The sequence below is a fragment of the Blastopirellula marina genome (genome assembly GCF_002967765.1).
GTDB lineage: Bacteria > Planctomycetota > Planctomycetia > Pirellulales > Pirellulaceae > Bremerella > Bremerella marina_A.
Map to the genome: position 1 here is coordinate 1,082,818 of NZ_PUHY01000012.1, position 17,454 is coordinate 1,100,271.

14 protein-coding genes are annotated in these 17,454 nt (G+C 53.6%); 10 read left to right on the forward strand and 4 right to left on the reverse strand.

Translation table 11 applies throughout. From position 1 onward, the window contains the following. Positions 1–10 precede the first annotated feature (10 nt). From C5Y83_RS20980 to C5Y83_RS21005, 6 genes are all read left to right on the forward strand, one after another. Positions 11–196 (forward strand): hypothetical protein, encoded by a 186-nt coding sequence (locus tag C5Y83_RS20980; RefSeq protein WP_105331687.1) that lies wholly within the window; start codon positions 11–13, stop codon positions 194–196. Between the two features lie 107 nt (positions 197–303). Next, entirely contained in the window at positions 304–1,071 is a 768-nt protein-coding gene (hisF, locus tag C5Y83_RS20985) for an imidazole glycerol phosphate synthase subunit HisF (RefSeq protein ID WP_105331688.1), read from the forward strand. 67 nt (positions 1,072–1,138) lie between these two features. Further along, positions 1,139–2,287, forward strand: coding sequence for a type IV pilus twitching motility protein PilT (locus C5Y83_RS20990; RefSeq protein ID WP_105331689.1), 1,149 nt, complete (start codon positions 1,139–1,141; stop codon positions 2,285–2,287). After that, positions 2,287–4,065, forward strand: coding sequence for an ATPase, T2SS/T4P/T4SS family (locus C5Y83_RS20995; protein ID WP_105331690.1), 1,779 nt, complete (start codon positions 2,287–2,289; stop codon positions 4,063–4,065). Before C5Y83_RS20990 ends, C5Y83_RS20995 begins: the two co-directional genes overlap by 1 nt. A 258-nt stretch (positions 4,066–4,323) precedes the next feature. Next, entirely contained in the window at positions 4,324–4,692 is a 369-nt protein-coding gene (locus C5Y83_RS29170; protein ID WP_146117858.1) for a hypothetical protein, read from the forward strand. Between the two features lie 54 nt (positions 4,693–4,746). Next, positions 4,747–5,487, forward strand: a complete 741-nt coding sequence (locus C5Y83_RS21005) for a DUF4190 domain-containing protein (RefSeq protein WP_105331692.1) — start codon at positions 4,747–4,749, stop codon at positions 5,485–5,487. 98 nt (positions 5,488–5,585) lie between these two features. Here the strand turns inward: C5Y83_RS21005 and C5Y83_RS21010 are convergent, their stop codons facing one another. Then, complete coding sequence (locus C5Y83_RS21010; protein ID WP_105331693.1) at positions 5,586–6,539, reverse strand: sugar phosphate isomerase/epimerase family protein; 954 nt, start codon at positions 6,537–6,539, stop codon at positions 5,586–5,588. 247 nt (positions 6,540–6,786) lie between these two features. Between C5Y83_RS21010 and C5Y83_RS21015 the strand changes: the two genes are divergently transcribed. The 4 genes from C5Y83_RS21015 to C5Y83_RS21030 all read left to right on the forward strand — a co-directional run bounded on the left by C5Y83_RS21015 (position 6,787) and on the right by C5Y83_RS21030 (position 12,424). After that, entirely contained in the window at positions 6,787–7,617 is an 831-nt protein-coding gene (locus tag C5Y83_RS21015; protein ID WP_105331694.1) for a TerC family protein, read from the forward strand. Between the two features lie 157 nt (positions 7,618–7,774). Then, positions 7,775–10,540, forward strand: a complete 2,766-nt coding sequence (locus C5Y83_RS21020) for a PSD1 and planctomycete cytochrome C domain-containing protein (protein ID WP_158262434.1) — start codon at positions 7,775–7,777, stop codon at positions 10,538–10,540. A 63-nt stretch (positions 10,541–10,603) separates the two neighbouring features. Beyond that, positions 10,604–12,073, forward strand: coding sequence for a DUF1501 domain-containing protein (locus C5Y83_RS21025; protein WP_233207302.1), 1,470 nt, complete (start codon positions 10,604–10,606; stop codon positions 12,071–12,073). A gap of 78 nt (positions 12,074–12,151) precedes the next feature. After that, the gene (locus C5Y83_RS21030; protein ID WP_105331697.1) at positions 12,152–12,424 is read left to right on the forward strand and encodes a hypothetical protein; all 273 of its coding nucleotides are present in this window, start codon (positions 12,152–12,154) and stop codon (positions 12,422–12,424) included. 46 nt (positions 12,425–12,470) lie between these two features. Here the strand turns inward: C5Y83_RS21030 and C5Y83_RS21035 are convergent, their stop codons facing one another. From C5Y83_RS21035 to C5Y83_RS21045, 3 genes are all read right to left on the reverse strand, one after another. After that, positions 12,471–13,634, reverse strand: coding sequence for a TlpA family protein disulfide reductase (locus tag C5Y83_RS21035; protein ID WP_105331698.1), 1,164 nt, complete (start codon positions 13,632–13,634; stop codon positions 12,471–12,473). Positions 13,635–13,838: 204 nt separating this feature from the next. Further along, positions 13,839–15,029: a TlpA family protein disulfide reductase gene (locus C5Y83_RS21040; RefSeq protein ID WP_199195084.1), complete on the reverse strand. Its 1,191-nt coding sequence runs from the start codon at positions 15,027–15,029 to the stop codon at positions 13,839–13,841. Positions 15,030–15,266: 237 nt separating this feature from the next. Continuing rightward, the gene (locus tag C5Y83_RS21045) at positions 15,267–17,441 is read right to left on the reverse strand and encodes an alpha-amylase/4-alpha-glucanotransferase domain-containing protein (protein WP_105331699.1); all 2,175 of its coding nucleotides are present in this window, start codon (positions 17,439–17,441) and stop codon (positions 15,267–15,269) included. Positions 17,442–17,454: the final 13 nt, after the last annotated feature.

Below are 17,454 nucleotides of genomic sequence, written 5' to 3' on the forward strand. Positions count from 1 at the left end.
CCTTTTTAAGATGGGGGAAACCTTGTTTCGTGAGACCAAGCTATCGCTCTCCGGTGACCCAAGCAAGCAATATTCTCAGAAGGAGTGTATGGAGGATCCGTACGAAGTGGCGGACTTGATGTTCCGCATGAAAGTTTCGCTGGAAAGTCGGTATCGCGGAGATGTTCCACAGCTCTCCCCATTCAAGTGGGGTTAGTTGACCCTGTCGCTTGTCCGGCTTACAGTAGATTTGCCTTTCTACGGGCCCTTTTCTGGGTTCGAGATCTTCCTTGCAACTCTTTCTGAAAGCTGCGGTTAGCATCGATGTTGGCCAGCCGTGTGATACCGTGTTTGGACGTCAATCAGGGGCGTGTCGTGAAAGGAACGAACTTCGTTCAGCTGCGCGACGCCGGCGACCCGGTTGAAGTTGCTGCGCGATACGAGCGTGAAGGCGCGGATGAACTCGTTTTTCTCGATATTACTGCCAGTCACGAACAGCGTGATATCATTTTAGATGTCGTAAGTCGAACGGCTGAAGTGGTTTTCATGCCGCTGACCGTTGGCGGTGGAATTCGCACGATGGAGGACATTCGCGCTTTATTGAATGCAGGTGCGGATAAGGTCTCGATCAATTCCACCGCGTGCAAAGACCCTGAGTTCGTCCGTCAGGCCGCCAAGAGATTTGGCAGTCAGTGTATTGTGGTAAATATCGATCCCAAACGTGTCCAGAAGGATGGCCAAGAGGTATGGGAAGTCCACATTCATGGAGGGCGAACCCCGACCGGCTTAGAGGCAGTTAGTTGGGCGAAAGAGGTTGAACAGCTTGGGGCTGGCGAAATCGTGCTGACTAGTATGGATCGCGACGGCACCAAGGATGGCTACGACTTGGAAGTGACCCGAGCGGTTAGCGAAGCGGTGAAGATCCCCGTGGTGGCCAGCGGCGGGGCGGGTAGCCCAGAGCATTTAGCCGACGCGATTCTCGAGGGGAAAGCGGATGCGGCCTTGGCGGCAAGCATTTTTCACTTCGGGCAATACAGCATCCACGAGACCAAAGAATTGATGCGAGATCGAGGAATTTGCGTAAGGCTTTGATTCTGAGGCCACGACGAATCAAAATAGTAGGCTTGTCCTAGCACATAGGAACCAAGGGAACAGAGACATGGCTGAAATCGACGAAGCGATTGCCGAGAAGTTTCTTAAGAAAGATGTCGAATACGAAGTCGATAAGATCTTCCGAGCCTTGGTGAAGCTGGAAGGCTCGGACTTGCACATGAAGGTGGGGCGACCGCCGATTGTTCGCGTGCACGGTACGTTAAAGAACTTGAATCGTGGCCCGATCGAAGCGGAAGAAATGCTGCGATTATTGTGGCCTTTGCTGGACGAACGCAATGCAAGAATCTTTAAAGAAAACGGCGGTGCCGACTTCGCGCATACCGTCGACGTTGATGGAGAAACGTGGCGTTTTCGTGTGAACATGTTCACCCAGTTGGGCAACGTCGGCCTGGTGGCTCGTCGTATCAATAACTGGATTCCAAACTTCGAGGGGCTCAATCTTCCGCCAGTGATGGAGAGCCTTTGTAAGTTCGACCAAGGCATGGTGTTGCTGGCCGGGGTGACGGGTTCTGGTAAAAGTACGACCATTGCGTCAATGCTGAACTGGATCAATCGCAATTACTCGAAACATATTCTGACGCTCGAAGATCCGATCGAATTCGTCTATTCGGAAGATAAATGCCTGATCAATCAACGCGAGATCGGGCAAGACGTGAAGGACTTCGAAATCGCGATGGCGCATGCCGTGCGTGAAGACCCTGACATCATTCTCATCGGTGAAATGCGTGATCAGGAAACGTTCCTCACGGCGATTCACGCGGCGGAAACGGGGCACTTGGTGTTCGGGACGATCCACGCTTCAAGTTCTTCCAGTACCATCGGTCGTATTCTCGACTTGTTCCCTGAGGAAATGCACGGCGCGATTCGAAGTGCGATCGCGTTTAACATGAAGGGCATCGTCGCTCAGAAACTTCTCAAGTCGATTAAGCCGGGCGTTGGCCGCGTGCCGACGGTCGAGATCATGACGATGAATCCCACCGTCCAGAAACTGATTCTGGAAGGGAAAGACGCGAAGCTCCCCGACGCGATTCGTATTGGTAAAGACGACGGGATGCAAGACTTCACGATGAGCCTCAAGTCGCTGATTGACAAGGAATTGATTGACCGCGAAACGGCATTCGCAGTGGCTCCAAACGTCGAAGCTCTGAAGATGGCACTCAAAGGCATCAATGTGGCACAACCTGGGATGGTTTAATGCGAAGACTCGCTCTGTTGGTTTTTTGCCTTCTTCTGTTGGCGATCGGTTTCAATTTATTTGGTTTCGAGTCCACGGCTTTTGCTCAGGCGGGCGATACGGCTGCGTCGAATCCGGAAAAGTACAAATGGACCACCGATGAATATGGCTACATAAATCCAATCATGTTGGCGGCCATGTTCCTGCTCTTCTTCTTGTGGGTATGGACCACCGATTGGGTTGGCCAAGATTGTCCTGATCGCAAGTTGCCGGTACCTGCATGGGTGATTCCCAATGTGCTCGTCTTCGGTTTGACGTTTTGGATTATCTCGGCCGTCGTGCCGTTTTTCCTTGGGTATGTACTCGCCATTCTGGCGTGGGCGATCCCGCTTGGAATCTACATCAAGACACGCAACAACCTTGTCGATCCACACGAACGGGTCATGACGAAGGATCACATCCGATACGTCGTCTCGAAGCTTTCCGGTGGAAAGGTGAAGTCGGAAATCAAAGCTGGCTGGGAAGCTGGTCCCGTTATGGAGATCCAGGCTCGGGGGGCAGATGATACGAAGAATACCGAGAATCTATACAACGCTCGGAAGCTTCCCGACGCATTCGTCTGGGTGAAAGAACTCATTGCCGAAATGGTAACCCGTCGGGCAACTAAGGTAATGATGGACTACACCAAGGACACCGTTGCAATGCGTTATCTGATCGATGGTGTTTGGCTGGCGGGTGAAAACCGCGACCGTGAATCAAGCGATCAGATGTTGATGGTGATGAAGTTGCTCTGCAACCTCAATCCGCAAGAACGCCGTGCCCGTCAATCAGGCGAGTTCTTCGTCAAATACGACGGTCGAAAGCTGAATTGCTCGGTGACCTCGCAAGGAACGCAATCGGGCGAACGCGTTATCTTCGTGGTGCCGCTGGTCTTGTCGAAGCTGGAAACGCTGGAAGATCTGGGGATGTCGCCGGAAATGGTTCAGGAAGTGAAAGGGTTGATGGGAATGCCCAACGGGCTTTTCGTCTTCACGGCCAAACCAGAAGGGGGCATGTCGACGCTGTACTACGCCGGTCTGAGTTCAACGGACCGCTTGATGCGAGATTTCGCCGGTATCGAAGCGAAGAGCTCCCGCGAACCGGAAGTGATGAACATTGCCTTACAGCATTACGATGAAAGCAGCGCCAAGAAGCCAGAAGAAATGCTGGCCGCTGTGATTCGTAATCAGCCGGACGCTTTGGTCGTTCGCCGCATTGAATCGCCTGCCGTGTTCAATGTGCTGTTAGAGCAAGCGAACAGCACCCGTATCTGTTTCACTAGTGTCAACGTGAAGGAGGACGCGGCCGAAGGCGTGTTGCGGTTGCTTTCGCTGAAGGTACCCGCCGATCAGTATGCGTCGGCCTTAATTGGCGTGCTCAACACGCGGTTGTGTCGCCGGCTGTGCAAGAACTGTCGCGAAGAGTTTCAACCGAACCTGCAAATGTTGAAGCGTCTTGGCTTGTCGCCTGACAAGGTCGACAAGCTTTACAAAACGCCAACCCCTCCAGGTCCGGACGAACCCCAAAAGCCGCCGTGCGAACACTGTGGCGGGGTCGGTTACTACGGTCGAATTGGCATCTTCGAGCTGATGAAAGTCAACGACGGAATTCGTCGGGCAATCGTCAAAACACCCAAGCTGGACGCAGTGCGTGCTGCATCGAAAGCAGCCGGCAATCGAACCTTGCAGGAAGAAGCCATCCGCCTGGTGGCGACTGGGGTCACTTCGATCGAAGAAATCAGCCGCGTACTCAAAGAATAACAAAGGGCGATCTGAGTATCTTCCCTTTTTAAACTTCCATCAGGAATATCTGCCGTGGGCTTACATTTTTGGGTTTTCGTCGTCGGGCTTCCCGTCGTACTTTTTGCAGTGGCGTACAGCCAATGCTTTTGGACGAATTTTCTGAACTGCCTGTTGATCATTCTATGTAGTGCTCTGTCATTCAATTACGCCCAGCTTCTAGCCAATCTGATTAATGACCAAGCCCCCGAATGGAGCGCCTTTACCGAGTTCGCGTGCATGTGGCTCGTGTTTATCATCACTTTTTTGATAGCAAAGCTGATTTGCAATCAACTTTCCAAGTTCCCAGTACGTATGGGAAAGAAGTATGACACCGCGTTCGACTGGGTTGGTTGCGGTTTGCAGACAGTCGTTCTGTACGGCTGGATTTGTTTCTCGCTGTTCTCCTCGCCAGTCGGTGACGACGGATTTGCTCAGATGATGCGAAGTGGTGTTCCTTCTAGCGTGGGGCAGATCTACGGCACCGTGGTCGTTGGATTGCCTTCCAGCTTAGGTATGAGTATGGGAGGCCAGTCGTTCGACGTCAGTAAGTACGCTAGAACTCGCATCCAACGAGCTCAGGACGAAGTTAATCACGACAAAAAGTAGTGGGCTCCCTTTCCCAGAAACCGTACTTCTTCTCTAACCGACGACTACCGAATCATGGCCGATTCCGCCCAGCAGCATACGAGCGCCGGATTTTCCGCTGAAAACGAAGACCTGATGCAATACCGCGAAATCAGCCGATTGGCGATCGTGGGATTGGTATTGGGGATTCTTTCGGTCTTGGCGGTATTCACTTCGGTGCTGTGGATCGTCCCGGTCATCGCAATCATTCTTAGCCTGGTTGCCTATTACCAAATCGGTCGCTCGGAACTTCTCACTGGACAAGGGATGGCCCTGGCGGGAATGGGCCTGGCAGCGTTGTGGCTTGGTCTGAGTGTTACGCAGTCTGCGGTGAAACAGCATGCGTTGGTAACCGCTTCGCGTGAAATGGCTGCCGATTGGCTCGATCTGATCCTTGAAAAGAAGTACATGGAAGCCCATCAGCTGACGACACATCCCTCGTCGCGTCCGCCAGCCAAGACGTCGCTGCCGGCGTATTACGCGGAAAGCAGCATGCGTGAGGAGGAACTCGAAGGCTTCGAGTCACGCGACATCATTCGCGAGATTACCAAATGGGATGGCGGGCCCCTCGAGGAAACCTACGTCCGCGATTTCGCAACAAGTGCCTTTGAAGGGACTTATTACGTCTCACATATCTTTCTAATTTCCGACAAAGAAAGTGGAAAACCTCTCTGGGATGTAAAGGTCACTGTGAAGCGGCAGAATGGCAGTGGTGACTTGGAAGGTTCATTCGTCTGGATTGCCGACAGCATCGCGATGGAAAAGAAGTATCGCTAACACCACCAGAAATATTCAGCGATTCCATTAAAAAGGCCCCCTGCAATTTGCTGGGGGCCTTTTGCTTTGTCGGGTTTTCCCGTTCGTCAGCGACGGAACTAGCTGGTCGCTTCGGCAACGCTGGCCTTCATCTTGTCGAGACCTTCCTTGGCGACTTCCAACGCGTCACGCTTCCAGTATTCGGCGTTGAAGAGTTCGAGCGAGAAGACGCCTGCGAATCCGTTGCCCAGCAAAGTCTGGATCATTGACTTCAGAGGGGCAACACCGTCGCCAGGAAAGACGCGCGCTCCGTCGTTGATCTTCTCGCGAGGCGGGTCGGCTGGGTAGTCGTTCATATGAAACACTGGGATTGCGTTGCCGCTGATTACGCTCAGGCCGCTGAAGTCGGAGCCGCCTTTGTAGATGTGGTAAACGTCCGGCATCATGCATGCATCAGGATGGTTAGCTTCAACTACCACCATAGCGACTTCTCCGAGACGCGATAGATTCGTCGAGAAGCCCCACAGTTCTAGTTCCGGGACAACGCCCGTTTGCTGTCCAACTTCCAACAAGGCGTGGTACCGTTTGGCCACTTCCAGCAAATCCAGCTTGGGGCCATTCGTGGCGCCGGCCGGGGGGGCGGCGATTCGGGTACCGCCGATCTCAGCTAGTAGGGCCATATCACGCTTAGCGTGTTCAAGTCCTTGCTTGCGCTTATCCGGATCTTCGACAATCCACTGCGCGAAGCCGATCGCGCTTTCGACCTTCAAGCCGGAGTCGTCGATTCGCTTCCTCAAGTCAGCAAGACTCTTGCCCGCCTTCTTGTGGTCTTCAATCTTCGAAATCCACGGTTCGATCCCTTGATAGCCCGCCTTGGCGGCGATGTCGACTTCTTCTTCGATCGTCAGATTTTGGCCTCGGATCGTGCTGGTGTTGAAGCAGTAACGGATCGAGGACGCATCTTTTGGGGCCGCTTTGGCTGACGGTAGACCACCCAGGCCTAATCCCACCGACGCCAATGCACCTGCTGCGGACAAAGAAAGCATTTGACGACGATCAAGAAGTGTGGACATGTGGCGAAATCCTTAAGTAGCAATCGTTACGCGAGTCGTCTATTTTGCTTGGACGCTGAAGGGGATGCAACGGATGGAGGGTCCGTTCTTGTCGAGCTTAGCCGTTCCATCAACGTCGTGTCAGCCGACGAGAGGTTTGTCCAGCGTCTGGTTCATGCGGCGAAGGCTGCCCAAACGGCATGGTTGTTGCGGTGAGCGTAAGTTATGATGCGACAGTTCAGTTTGAGGGGAAGTGGGGAGAAACAGCATGTGGGAAGCCTTGGTCGCGGTGATTGCTCTATCCGCGATGGAAATTGTTCTCGGGATCGACAACATCGTCTTCATCGCGATCGTTTCGGCACGTTTGCCGGAAGCTCAGCGACCTAATGCCCGCCGAATGGGGCTTCTCGCGGCGCTCGTCATGCGGATTATCCTGCTATGCACGATCTCTTGGGTGATGAGCTTAAAGAGCGATATCTTCGAGTGGACATGGCTGGTCGGTAACTCGGAACTGCTGACCGAACACCCTGAAATGAACGGCGTCACCTGGAAGGACATCATCCTTTTTGTCGGTGGCCTATTCCTGATTTGGAAAAGTGTTGGCGAAATCCACGAAAAACTAGACGATGAAGAGCACTCGGAAGAGGATGCCAAGAAGGTTAAGGCGACCTTTAGCGGTGTCATCCTGCAGATCATGGCGCTTGATGTGATCTTTTCGCTCGACTCAGTGATCACGGCCGTCGGAATGGTGAAAGAGCAAGTGAACGTTTTTGGAGTGGCCATCTCGGGCATCTGGTTGATGGTCACCGCCGTGCTGATTTCGGTTGGCGTGATGATCGCCTTTGCGAACACGATTTCTGATTTTGTCGAGCGGCACCCAACCCTCAAGATGCTGGCCCTCAGCTTCTTGATTTTGATCGGCGTGATGCTGGTAGCCGAGGGAGCCGGGGCTCACTTCGACAAAGGATACGTCTACTTTGCGATGGCGTTTGCTCTAGGTGTCGAACTGCTTAATATGCGAGTTCGATCTCTGCGACTCACGCCTATCGAAAAGAAAATCGCCGATCGCAAACGGCAAGGGGCCAAAGAGGGGACATAATCGCTCTAATGCCCCTCGTGTGGCGGGCGTAGGTGGCTAGGGCTGGGTAAATAGACTTGGACCTAGCCGCAGGGTCACGGTACAATAGGTAGTGCACGAATCCTTCGTGTTCCCGCCTTTTTGAACCTTCCTCGCCCTCCCTCAGCGTATCATGCCCATGCGGATTTTCGCGTTATCCATCGCGACGATGGTGTGCCTTCTACCGTCGTTTGCGTCTGCCGAAACCAAATTCCCGGCCGAGCACGTCGAGTTTTTCGAGAAGTCGGTTCGTCCAGTCCTCATGAAGCACTGCATCAGTTGCCATGGTGCCGAAAAGCAAGAGGCGGGTCTGCGCCTCGATGCACGTTCCGCGATCATTAAGGGGGCCGACTCCGGTAAAGTCGTCGTCGAGGGCAACCCCGAAGAGAGCAGCTTGATTCAGGCTATTCGGTATGAAACCTTCGAGATGCCTCCTTCCGGTCAAATGAGTAAGGAAGAGATCGGCGCAATCGAAGAATGGGTCAAGTTAGGGATGCCTTGGCCTGGTGAAGCAGAGCCGATCCAGGCATTGTCTTTCGATCAGCGACTGGTTAATGATAAGCAGCACCATTGGGCGTATCAGCCAATTCAAGATCCGCCTGCCCCAGAAGTGACTGGTGATTTCGCAAAGAATGAAATCGACCAATTTGTCGTTAAGCGTCTCGCCGACAACGGGATCGTTCCGGCGGAACTGACCGATCGCCGCACACTCGTTCGCCGAGCGACCTTCGACCTGACTGGTTTGCCTCCTACTCAGGCGGAAGTTGACGCGTTCGTCAACGATGAAAGCCCGGACGCTTACGAGAAGCTTATTGATCGTCTATTGGCCTCGCCGCAATATGGCGTGAAATGGGGACGCATCTGGCTGGACGTGGCTCGTTACTCCGATACGCGGGGCTATTTGAACGACGGACAAGATCGGCGATTTCCGTACGCTCACGCCTATCGTGACTATGTGATCGATTCCTTCAATCGAGATACGCCCTACAACGAATTCATCAAAGAACAACTTGCTGCGGACTACTTCGCTGAAGAGGGAGATCGGCGGTTGGCAGGGCTTGGGCTGATTCGAATCGGCCGTCAGTTCTTAAAGCATCAAGACACGATCGACGATCGAATCGATGTCGTCACTCGTGGCGTGTTAGGTCTCACCGTCACGTGTGCTCGTTGTCACGATCACAAGTACGATGCCATTAACATGGCCGACTACTATGGCCTTTATGGTGTGTTCGATCCGCTCAATGAAACGACGCCGCTGATCGGAGCGATTGATTCTGACCCACGTTATCCGGAATTCAAAAAACGCTACGACGAACTCCAGCAAGAACTCGCCGATCATCATGCCAATGTCGAGAAATCAGTTCGGACCGAGGCCAGTACTTATTTCTTCGACCTAATGGTGCGTGCGGTTTCGAAGCAACAGGAAGTCGAGATCGCCAAGTACGAGCAAAACGAACAGGAAGCAAAGAACGTACGTCCTCACTTGGTCAACAAATGGAAAGCATTCGCTGATCAGCAGTGGAAGCCAGATCATCCAATTTGGGGACCGCTATTCGAGACCCGCGAACTCGGCGAAGAGAAATTCGCCGCTGAGCACAAAGCATTGATTGGTAAGTGGACGGCGGAAGGCAGTACGCTTAATCCAGCTGTTCGTGAAGCGATTGCTGCCAACCAGCCCGAAACGTTGGCGGCCTTGGTTGATGTTTACGACGAATTATTAAAACCGGTTGGCAAGGCTTTCGTCGAGGCAAACTTCGATCGAGCGTTCGTCGACAAGCTGGAAGGTACGCAGAAGGAACTAGGCCAAGCGTTGATGCAAGGCAACTCACCTCTCGCTTTAGGCGATAACGATGTCCGCGCGGCAACGTTCACGAGCGAGCATGCCGTCCAGAAAAAAATTGAAGGGAAAATTCGCGGGCACGAGATTGATTCGCCAGGTGCCCCGCCTCGGGCAATGGCGGTTACCGATCGTGATCGAATCGGGCAACCGGTGATCTTTCTACGTGGGGATCCCGGACGTCGAGGCGACAAAGTGCCGCGGCAATTTGTCCGCGTGCTGAATGAAACCGAAGCACCTTCCTACGAGAAAGGAAGCGGGCGGCTAGAGTTAGCGGAAGATATCATCGCCGATGACAATCCGCTAACCGCACGTGTGATCGCCAATCGAGTGTGGATGGGGCACTTTGATCGGCCGCTGGTCTTAACGCCAGGCGACTTCGGTGTTCGAAGCGATCCACCAACCCATCCATTGCTTTTAGACCACCTGGCCAGCTACTTGAAGAAGAACGATTGGTCGCTGAAGAAACTGCACAAGCACATCATGCTTTCGGCAACCTATCAACAATCGAGTAAGGATCGACCAGAATTGCGTGAACGGGATCCCGAGAACCGTTTACTGTGGAAGATGAATCGCCGCCGCCTTACGTTTGAAGAAATGCGTGATGCCATGTTGGCTGCCAGCGGCGCGATGGATGACTCGCTGGGTGGTCGCGCCGTCAAGATTCTGGAAGATCCGTACCCGCCACGCCGAACCGTATATGGGTTTGTCGATCGACAAGACTTGCCGAACTTGTATCGTGCGTTTGATTATCCCAGCCCCGATGCCACGAGCCCGGAACGCTCGAAGACAAGTGTTCCTCAACAAGCGTTGTACCTGCTCAATAGTCCGTTTGTTGGTCGTCAGGCAGAAAAGCTAACGGGCAGTTGGGCGGATCAACCGCAGATCGGCGATCACGAAAAGCTTAGCCATCTGTTCCACAGCATCCTGCAGCGGCCTCCGAAACCGGAGGAAGAAAAGATGTTCTTGGAATATATCACTAATGCCCAGAAGAGCGACAACTGGTCGGCTTGGGATAGCATTGCCCAAGTGTTGTTAGTCTCGAACGAATTCATGTTTGTCGACTAACAGTTTTGCTTGATCTGCCCCCATCTCATTTGCCCTTCAGAGATACGAATCGGAACATTGACGATGAATAGCCAATACTCACACCGACCGGAAGCTTGTCTCAGTCGTCGCGATATGTTGACGCGAATGGGAACCGGACTGGGAATGATGGGGCTCGCCGGTTTGCTGGGTGACGACAAGCTGTTGGCTGCCGACGCTGAATCGGCCGCCCAGGCAGCTTCTTATCAAAACCCACTTGCACCGAAGCCACCTCACTTCCGGGCGAAAGCGAAGCATGTTATTCATTTGTTCATGACGGGTGGTCCGTCGCACGTTGATACCTTCGATCCGAAACCACTGCTAAACAAATACCATGGTAAGCCGTTGCCGGGCGGAGAGAACCTGCGCACAGAACGAAAGACGGGCGCTGCCCTTGGTTCTCCCTTCAAGTTTCAGAAGTATGGGGAGAGCGGGATCGAAGTTAGCGAACTTTTTTCGCACACCGCCCAGCATATCGACGACATCGCCGTGATTCGTTCGATGCATGCCGAAGTGCCCAATCATGAGCCTTCCCTGGGCTTGATGAACTGTGGGGCCTCAGTGGCCGTGCGTCCTGCATTTGGTAGTTGGCTAACCTACGGCATGGGGACCGAAAATCAGAACCTGCCTGGCTATATTGTGATGTGCCCGCATGGCTATCCGACCAAGCAGACCCAAAACTGGCAGTCTGCCTTTTTGCCAGGTGTGTACCAAGGAACGTATGTCGACACGCGGTATACGGAAGTTGAAAAGCTAATCGAGAATGTGAAGAACTCGCATCTCTCGCTGGACGCCCAACGGCAGCAGGTCGATCTTCTTCAGCAAATGAATGCTCAACATCGAGAGCAACGTGGATTTGATCCCGCGCTGGAGTCACGCGTCCAATCGTTCGAGTTGGCTTACCGAATGCAAATGGAAGCGACCGACGCCTTCGACGTTTCGCGCGAACCAAAGAATGTTCTAGAGGCCTACGGCGATGGCATCCAGGCCCGTCAGATCTTGATTGCTCGTCGGTTAGTCGAACGGGGTGTTCGCTTTGTTCAGGTCTTCCACGACCAAGGTCAGCCTTGGGATAGTCACGACGACTTGGAGAAAAATCATCGCCGCCTGGCAGGTCAGTGCGATAAGGCCATCGGGGCGCTAATCACCGATCTCAAGCGATTAGGTTTGTTTGAAGACACCCTGATTCTGTGGGGCGGTGAATTTGGCCGGACCCCGACTGTTGAACTGCCGAAGCCTGGCTCGAATGCCGGTAAGGTAAATGGTCGCGACCACAATCACTACGGTTTCACTTGCTGGTTGGCTGGCGGTGGGATCAAGGGTGGACAAGTCTACGGTTCGACCGACGAAACCGGTTTCAAAGCGGAAGAAAACCCCGTCCACGTCCATGATCTGCACGCCACCATGCTGCACGCATTGGGCTTCGATCACAAGAAGCTGACTTACCGCTACGCCGGGCGTGACTACCGGCTGACCGACGTGCATGGCAACGTGATCCACGATTTGCTTTCGTAGCTGACTGCGAACGGACTGTTTACCGCGCGTGTCTGCCGAAAATGATCGATTCGATCTCGATGCGAAAGGTACGTGGCAATGACATTGTGTGAACTATGCGGAGATGAAGCTTTCAATGAGCATCATCTTATTCCACGTCACTGTCATCGCAAATCGTGGTTTAAGAGTCGCTTCTCCAAAGAGCAGATGCAACAAACGATCGATGTGTGCAACATGTGCCACAAGATGATCCATCGTTTGATCCCTGACGAAAAAGAGCTTGGACGCAACTATCGCACCGTCGAATCCTTAACCGCCCATCCCGAGTTACTCAACTATCTTGAGTGGAAACGAAAACGGGTTCGCACCTAACGCACGAACCCGTTTCCTTTTTGGTGGTAAGCTGGCCGCGGGGCGGTTACTCGGTGGCGGCGGGTTCCGTTTGTTCTGCAGGGACTCTGACATCTGGGAATGCTTCGGCTAACAGTTCTTCTAGTCGCTCGCCGCGAGCTTCGGTATCGATGACGATACCGTCCTTGCCGACGAATATCATTTGCGGGATCGCATTGATCCCGTAGTAGCGAGCGTTTTCATCAGAAAAGCCGCGATAGTCGTCTCCCTCGGCGTTACAGACAATCGTCCAGGGAAGTTCACGGGCGGCGACAAACTGCTCGACATCCGTTTTGGAATCGTCCAGGCTAATGCCGACAATCTCGAAGCCATGCGGATGATAGGCTTCGTACAGCTTCTTCATATTCGGGAACTCGCCGATGCATGGACCGCACCAGGTGGCCCAGAAGTCGACCAGCACAACTTTCCCTTTGTAAGAGGCCCAGTTCAAGTCTGCGCCATCGAGCTTCTTGCCAACGACTTTCATCGTGTTTCCGACAAGGTTAATTCGGCGTGCGAAGCCTTGCATGTCGGTGGCAATCTCTTGGATGGCTTCGTCGGACGACTTCGCGAAATGATTGGCTAGGCTCTCTACGATTAACGAGGCCTGATCGTTGTCTTTGACAATCTCTAGATTCTTGGCGAGTGTCATGCCCAGTTTTGCGGAAAGCGGGCTGATTTCCATCGCTTCGATCTCCTTCGCCTTCTGCTTTACGAACGCGAGTCGCTGCGGAACTGTTTCCTCACGAAGGAGCATCAACTCAAGCGTGAGCGAAGCATCCTTCGCCTCGGCTGCGACTTCCGGATTGTCGATCTCGCCAGCCTTCTTTAGTTCGGCAGCCAATTCGGTGAGGCTTTCCTCTTCGCCCATCCGCGTTAGAGCCATGCGCAGCGAGAATCGCATCCAAATGAGCTTCTTCTTCGGTTCTGCTTCCGAGTCAATGAGCCAGATTTGGTCCAGCATTTTGATGCCCTGTTTCAGGCGATCTTGGATCGAGAAGCTTTCGTCGGATTGGTCACGAAGATAGGCATCGACTTGCGTCAGCCCTTCCTCGACCGAAGCAGGCGAAAAGCCTTTCTCTGTGGTAGCGGAATCTTGATTGGCCACTTCATCCGCAAAAACGGGTGAGCTGATTCCGATCGCACCGATGTAAAGCAGTGCCAATGTGAATACGTTCCAACCGCGTGTCATCGTCTGTTCCTGGGTTGCGTGAAAAAGAGTTGCGAAGGAGCGGAGGCAAATCGAATTGGATCGTGATCTACCGATGCGCTTCGTGTTGCTTGGAAATCTATTCTAAATCACAAAAAATGGCTGCCTATTTTCATAAGCAGCCATTTGAATTATCAAATTGATGCATCGAGGTTTCGCAATCGCGAAACGTCGATTGGGGCGGAATTATTCGCCAGCCCCTTCGGCCTTGGCTTCCGGTTTCTCGTCTTCCAGTTTCACGTCTGGATAAGCTTCTGCCAGAAGTTTGTCGAGCTGGTGACCGCGAGCTGTGATCGATTCAACGTTGCCATCCTTACCAACGAAGATCATCGTAGGGATACCGGTGATTCCGTAACGAACCGAGTTGACATCGGACCAACCTCGATCGCCACCCTTGTCGTTCCAAACGATTGTCCAAGGGATTTCACGTTCTTCAACGAACTTCTCGACGACGGGTTTGGTGTCGTCAAGGCTGATGCCGACGATCTCGAAGCCGTGTGGGTGGTAGGCCTTGTACAGCTTCTTCATGTTCGGGAATTCTGCGATGCACGGACCACACCAGGTAGCCCAGAAGTCGACAACCACGGTCTTGCCTTTGAAGGCCGCCGGGAAGTTGAGGTCTTTGCCGTCCAGCGTGGTGCCGGTCAGTTCGATTGGATTGCCTGGCAGGTTGAAGCGTCGTGCCATGCCGATTAGGGAAGCAGCGGCCTTTTCAACTTCTGAGTCGCCAGAGTCTTTGAAGTGGTCGGCTAGATCGCCAATTTCCTTCGCCGCATCTTCTGGCTTCAGCATGTACGACAAGCTGCTCGCCAACTGGGAGGCGAGGTCGGCCGAGCTCACGGTCGGTTCACCTTCCATGATCTCACCCTTGATCTCGTCGATCGCTGCTTGTTGTTCGGCAGGTGCCATCGAGCGAATTTTACCGATGCGGATGCTGAACATCATTTTGCGAGCTTGCGAGGCGAGTTCGGGATCACTTCCTTCGCTGGTCTTGGTCAGGAATTCACTGGCTTGCTTGCCGGCTTCCGCGTCACCCATTCGTTCAAGTGACATCAGCAATTGAACTTTCAAGGTGAACAGTTGCTTGGATTCGGCAGGCGTGCGATCCATGCCCCACATCGTCTCGACCATGTCGACCGCTTTGGTATAGCGTTCCTTCGGCGGAAGCTTGGCGTCACCACCAGTACGAAGGAGCGAAATCAATTCTGTCGTACCTTCTTCGACCGACGTCGGAGCGAACTCTTCCGTCTTTTCTTCGGTGGCTGCCGGTGTGTCTTCGGCTGCTGGGGCTTCATCTGCGGCCCAGGCTGGGCTGACGTTTCCGACGAAACCGACGGCTAAAAGTGTTGCTAGTCCGATCTGCCAAGCGAATTTCATCGCTAACTCCCTGTTATGTGTGTGGGTCGAATTCCGCGCTAATTGATACGTATTTTAGACTTCTCAGAGGGCTCGGAAAACCGAAATCTCGCCATCCGCTGTCAGATTACGGTCAGAATTCGACAAGATGTTAATCAGCTTACAAACAAAAACAGGTGCGGATCATTTTGTGACCAGCACCTGTTCGGATCATTTAATATTGATGCGTTTAAGGCAACTTGGCGGGTGCCAATTCACTTAACCGGCGTTCACGCTCTCGCGAACCACTTTCGGCATGCGGCTTTCGGCCATGGCCGTGTCGATTTCGAGCTGCATGACAACGCTCCAGCGGCCTTCGGCGTCGCCCTGAACCCACCAGTGTGGCATCATGCAAACACTTTGATGGACCATCTCAAAGCCACCTTCGGACTGGCTGACCGTCGAGATCGGGAACGTCCACAAGCTTGTTGGGCGATCGGCACTCCAGCGACAATCGATTCCGAGCCATTCGTCCTTTAAACCCAAGTCTTGGACTTCGTGCAGGTCCAGTTGCGTGCCTAAGTGGCCCAGTTTTTTGCCGTCGGCTTGGTGGAAGTAACGATCATCCGCACCCGATGGCAGGCCCGCCAGATTCATTTCCACGGCGAAGTGCAACGCCTGATCTTGTGGGAGGCCTTCCAGCAGGTAGGCAATCTCAAGCACGCTGCTACCAGCGGTCATGGTTACACCCTTGGTGATCGTCAGCGGAATGCCCCAGGCATTGCCGGCTCGCGACATTTGAACCTGGATACGATCAGGATTGCGACGCAGCTTAGCTTCGTAAGGCGTTTCGACAAAGTCGCCACGTTCCATTGCGTTGTTCAGTGCGACTTGCTCCAGCGAAGCGTTGTTGTCGAAGAAGTGATCGACCAACGTCTTACGCTGATAGGTGTCGTACTGGAGCATTTTGTCGAGGCCTTCCTGCTTGAAGACGACTCGATCGTGAATCGAGGCAACTTCGCCACCGGCTGCGGAAGGTCCTGCCAACACCTTGCGGTGATAAGCTTCTGGGCGACGTGACAACGTAGCCAGCAAGTTGTGGCAGATCGAGCGAACGTCGAGTTCGTACAACGTGCCGCCGGTGGCGGGTGCCAACAAGGCGATCAGCTTCTCGTCTTCCAGGCGAACTTCCTGCCGGGCATCCAGGTTGAAGTCGGCCACCTCAGCTTCGATAAACGAAGCAGGTTTGTGTTCGGCTTGGTCGAGCAGGTTGTCCGCTGCGATCAAGTGGTTGTAAACCGCATTTCGAAGGTGAGGCAGGTAGGTGCCGCCGAATGCTCCGTGCCAGTAACTGCAGTTGCATTGACCGCGGTAAAGTTCACGCTTCGCCAATTCAAGCAGACGTGAATCGCATCCGTTGGCTTCGGCAGCGGCCAGGCGATTGCTAATGCTTAACGCACGACTATACATCTCGTCTGTTTCTGGGTAGCGAACCTTGAAGTTTCGCCAGTACCCGCCACGGATGTAACGCTTGATCTTGTCCCAGCGTTCGTCATGCTCCATTTCGTGGACCAGATCTTCGTAGTCCATCTGCTGCTGAGCAGGCATTGCCCACTCCGTCATTTCGCGATAGCTACCTTCTGGGATGTAAACCTTGCCAACGGGCGGCAACGCTTCGGTCGCTTCGGCTAGGGTGGTCGTGATCAGCCAATCTTTATTGGCCGTCAGCAGCTCGAAGAACTGGGCTAACCATCCGCGATCGTAGACGTGAGCCTTCGTATCGGGCCAGGTACCGAACTTCTCGCCGTCGTCACCGAACACGATGACCGAATTGGGGAACTGATCGGCGATACCACGCAGGTAGTTGATGGTGTCTTGGGCGGGAGCGAACGGCAAGAGATATCGCATCTTCTCGCTGCCTGGGAATACGGAAAGCAGCTTGCCGTATTCTTCGGTCACGTAGTAGCCGTACAGTTCGTCTTGCGCGAGTCCAGCATTCTTGAAATGGAAGTCGTCCAGGATCGTGTATTGAATGCCAGCGTCGGCGATGTCGGCGGTGAGCTGTTGTTCCCAGACCCGCTCGGGCATCCACATGCCTTGGATCTTGGCACCCAGGCGATCGGTTAGCCATTTGGTGTAGCTGGCGATTTGTCCAACGCGATCGCGCGGTGGAATCATCGGCAGGATGGCTTCGTAGAAGACACCGCCAATGATCTCGATGCGGCCGCTCTTCACGTGCGCCGCAAGACGATCGAGGTATTCAGGATGATGTTCGTCCAGCCATTCCATCAACGGGCCGCTAGTGTGCAGACCGATCTTGACGTCGGGGTAGCAATCAAAGACATCCAGGAAGGGAAGGTAACTGTCCTGGTAGGCCTGCTCGAAGACGCCATCAAAATTGCCGATCGGTTGATGATTGTGCAGGACCAAGCACAGACGGATCGTATTGCTCATGTTTTTCTCGGGG

Excerpts from the sequence above, each read along its gene's own strand:
- C5Y83_RS21025 (WP_233207302.1), top strand. The coding sequence starts at position 10,604 with ATGAATAGCCAATACTCACACCGACCGGAAGCTTGTCTCAGTCGTCGC.
- C5Y83_RS21005 (WP_105331692.1), top strand. The coding sequence starts at position 4,747 with ATGGCCGATTCCGCCCAGCAGCATACGAGCGCCGGATTTTCCGCTGAA.
- C5Y83_RS21010 (WP_105331693.1), bottom strand. The coding sequence starts at position 6,539 with ATGTCCACACTTCTTGATCGTCGTCAAATGCTTTCTTTGTCCGCAGCA.
- C5Y83_RS29170 (WP_146117858.1), top strand. The coding sequence starts at position 4,324 with ATGTGGCTCGTGTTTATCATCACTTTTTTGATAGCAAAGCTGATTTGC.
- C5Y83_RS21015 (WP_105331694.1), top strand. The coding sequence starts at position 6,787 with ATGTGGGAAGCCTTGGTCGCGGTGATTGCTCTATCCGCGATGGAAATT.
- C5Y83_RS20995 (WP_105331690.1), top strand. The coding sequence starts at position 2,287 with ATGCGAAGACTCGCTCTGTTGGTTTTTTGCCTTCTTCTGTTGGCGATC.
- C5Y83_RS21040 (WP_199195084.1), bottom strand. The coding sequence starts at position 15,029 with ATGAAATTCGCTTGGCAGATCGGACTAGCAACACTTTTAGCCGTCGGT.
- C5Y83_RS20980 (WP_105331687.1), top strand. The coding sequence starts at position 11 with ATGGGGGAAACCTTGTTTCGTGAGACCAAGCTATCGCTCTCCGGTGAC.
- C5Y83_RS21035 (WP_105331698.1), bottom strand. The coding sequence starts at position 13,634 with ATGACACGCGGTTGGAACGTATTCACATTGGCACTGCTTTACATCGGT.
- C5Y83_RS20990 (WP_105331689.1), top strand. The coding sequence starts at position 1,139 with ATGGCTGAAATCGACGAAGCGATTGCCGAGAAGTTTCTTAAGAAAGAT.
- hisF (WP_105331688.1), top strand. The coding sequence starts at position 304 with ATGTTGGCCAGCCGTGTGATACCGTGTTTGGACGTCAATCAGGGGCGT.
- C5Y83_RS21030 (WP_105331697.1), top strand. The coding sequence starts at position 12,152 with ATGACATTGTGTGAACTATGCGGAGATGAAGCTTTCAATGAGCATCAT.
- C5Y83_RS21045 (WP_105331699.1), bottom strand. The coding sequence starts at position 17,441 with ATGAGCAATACGATCCGTCTGTGCTTGGTCCTGCACAATCATCAACCG.
- C5Y83_RS21020 (WP_158262434.1), top strand. The coding sequence starts at position 7,775 with ATGCGGATTTTCGCGTTATCCATCGCGACGATGGTGTGCCTTCTACCG.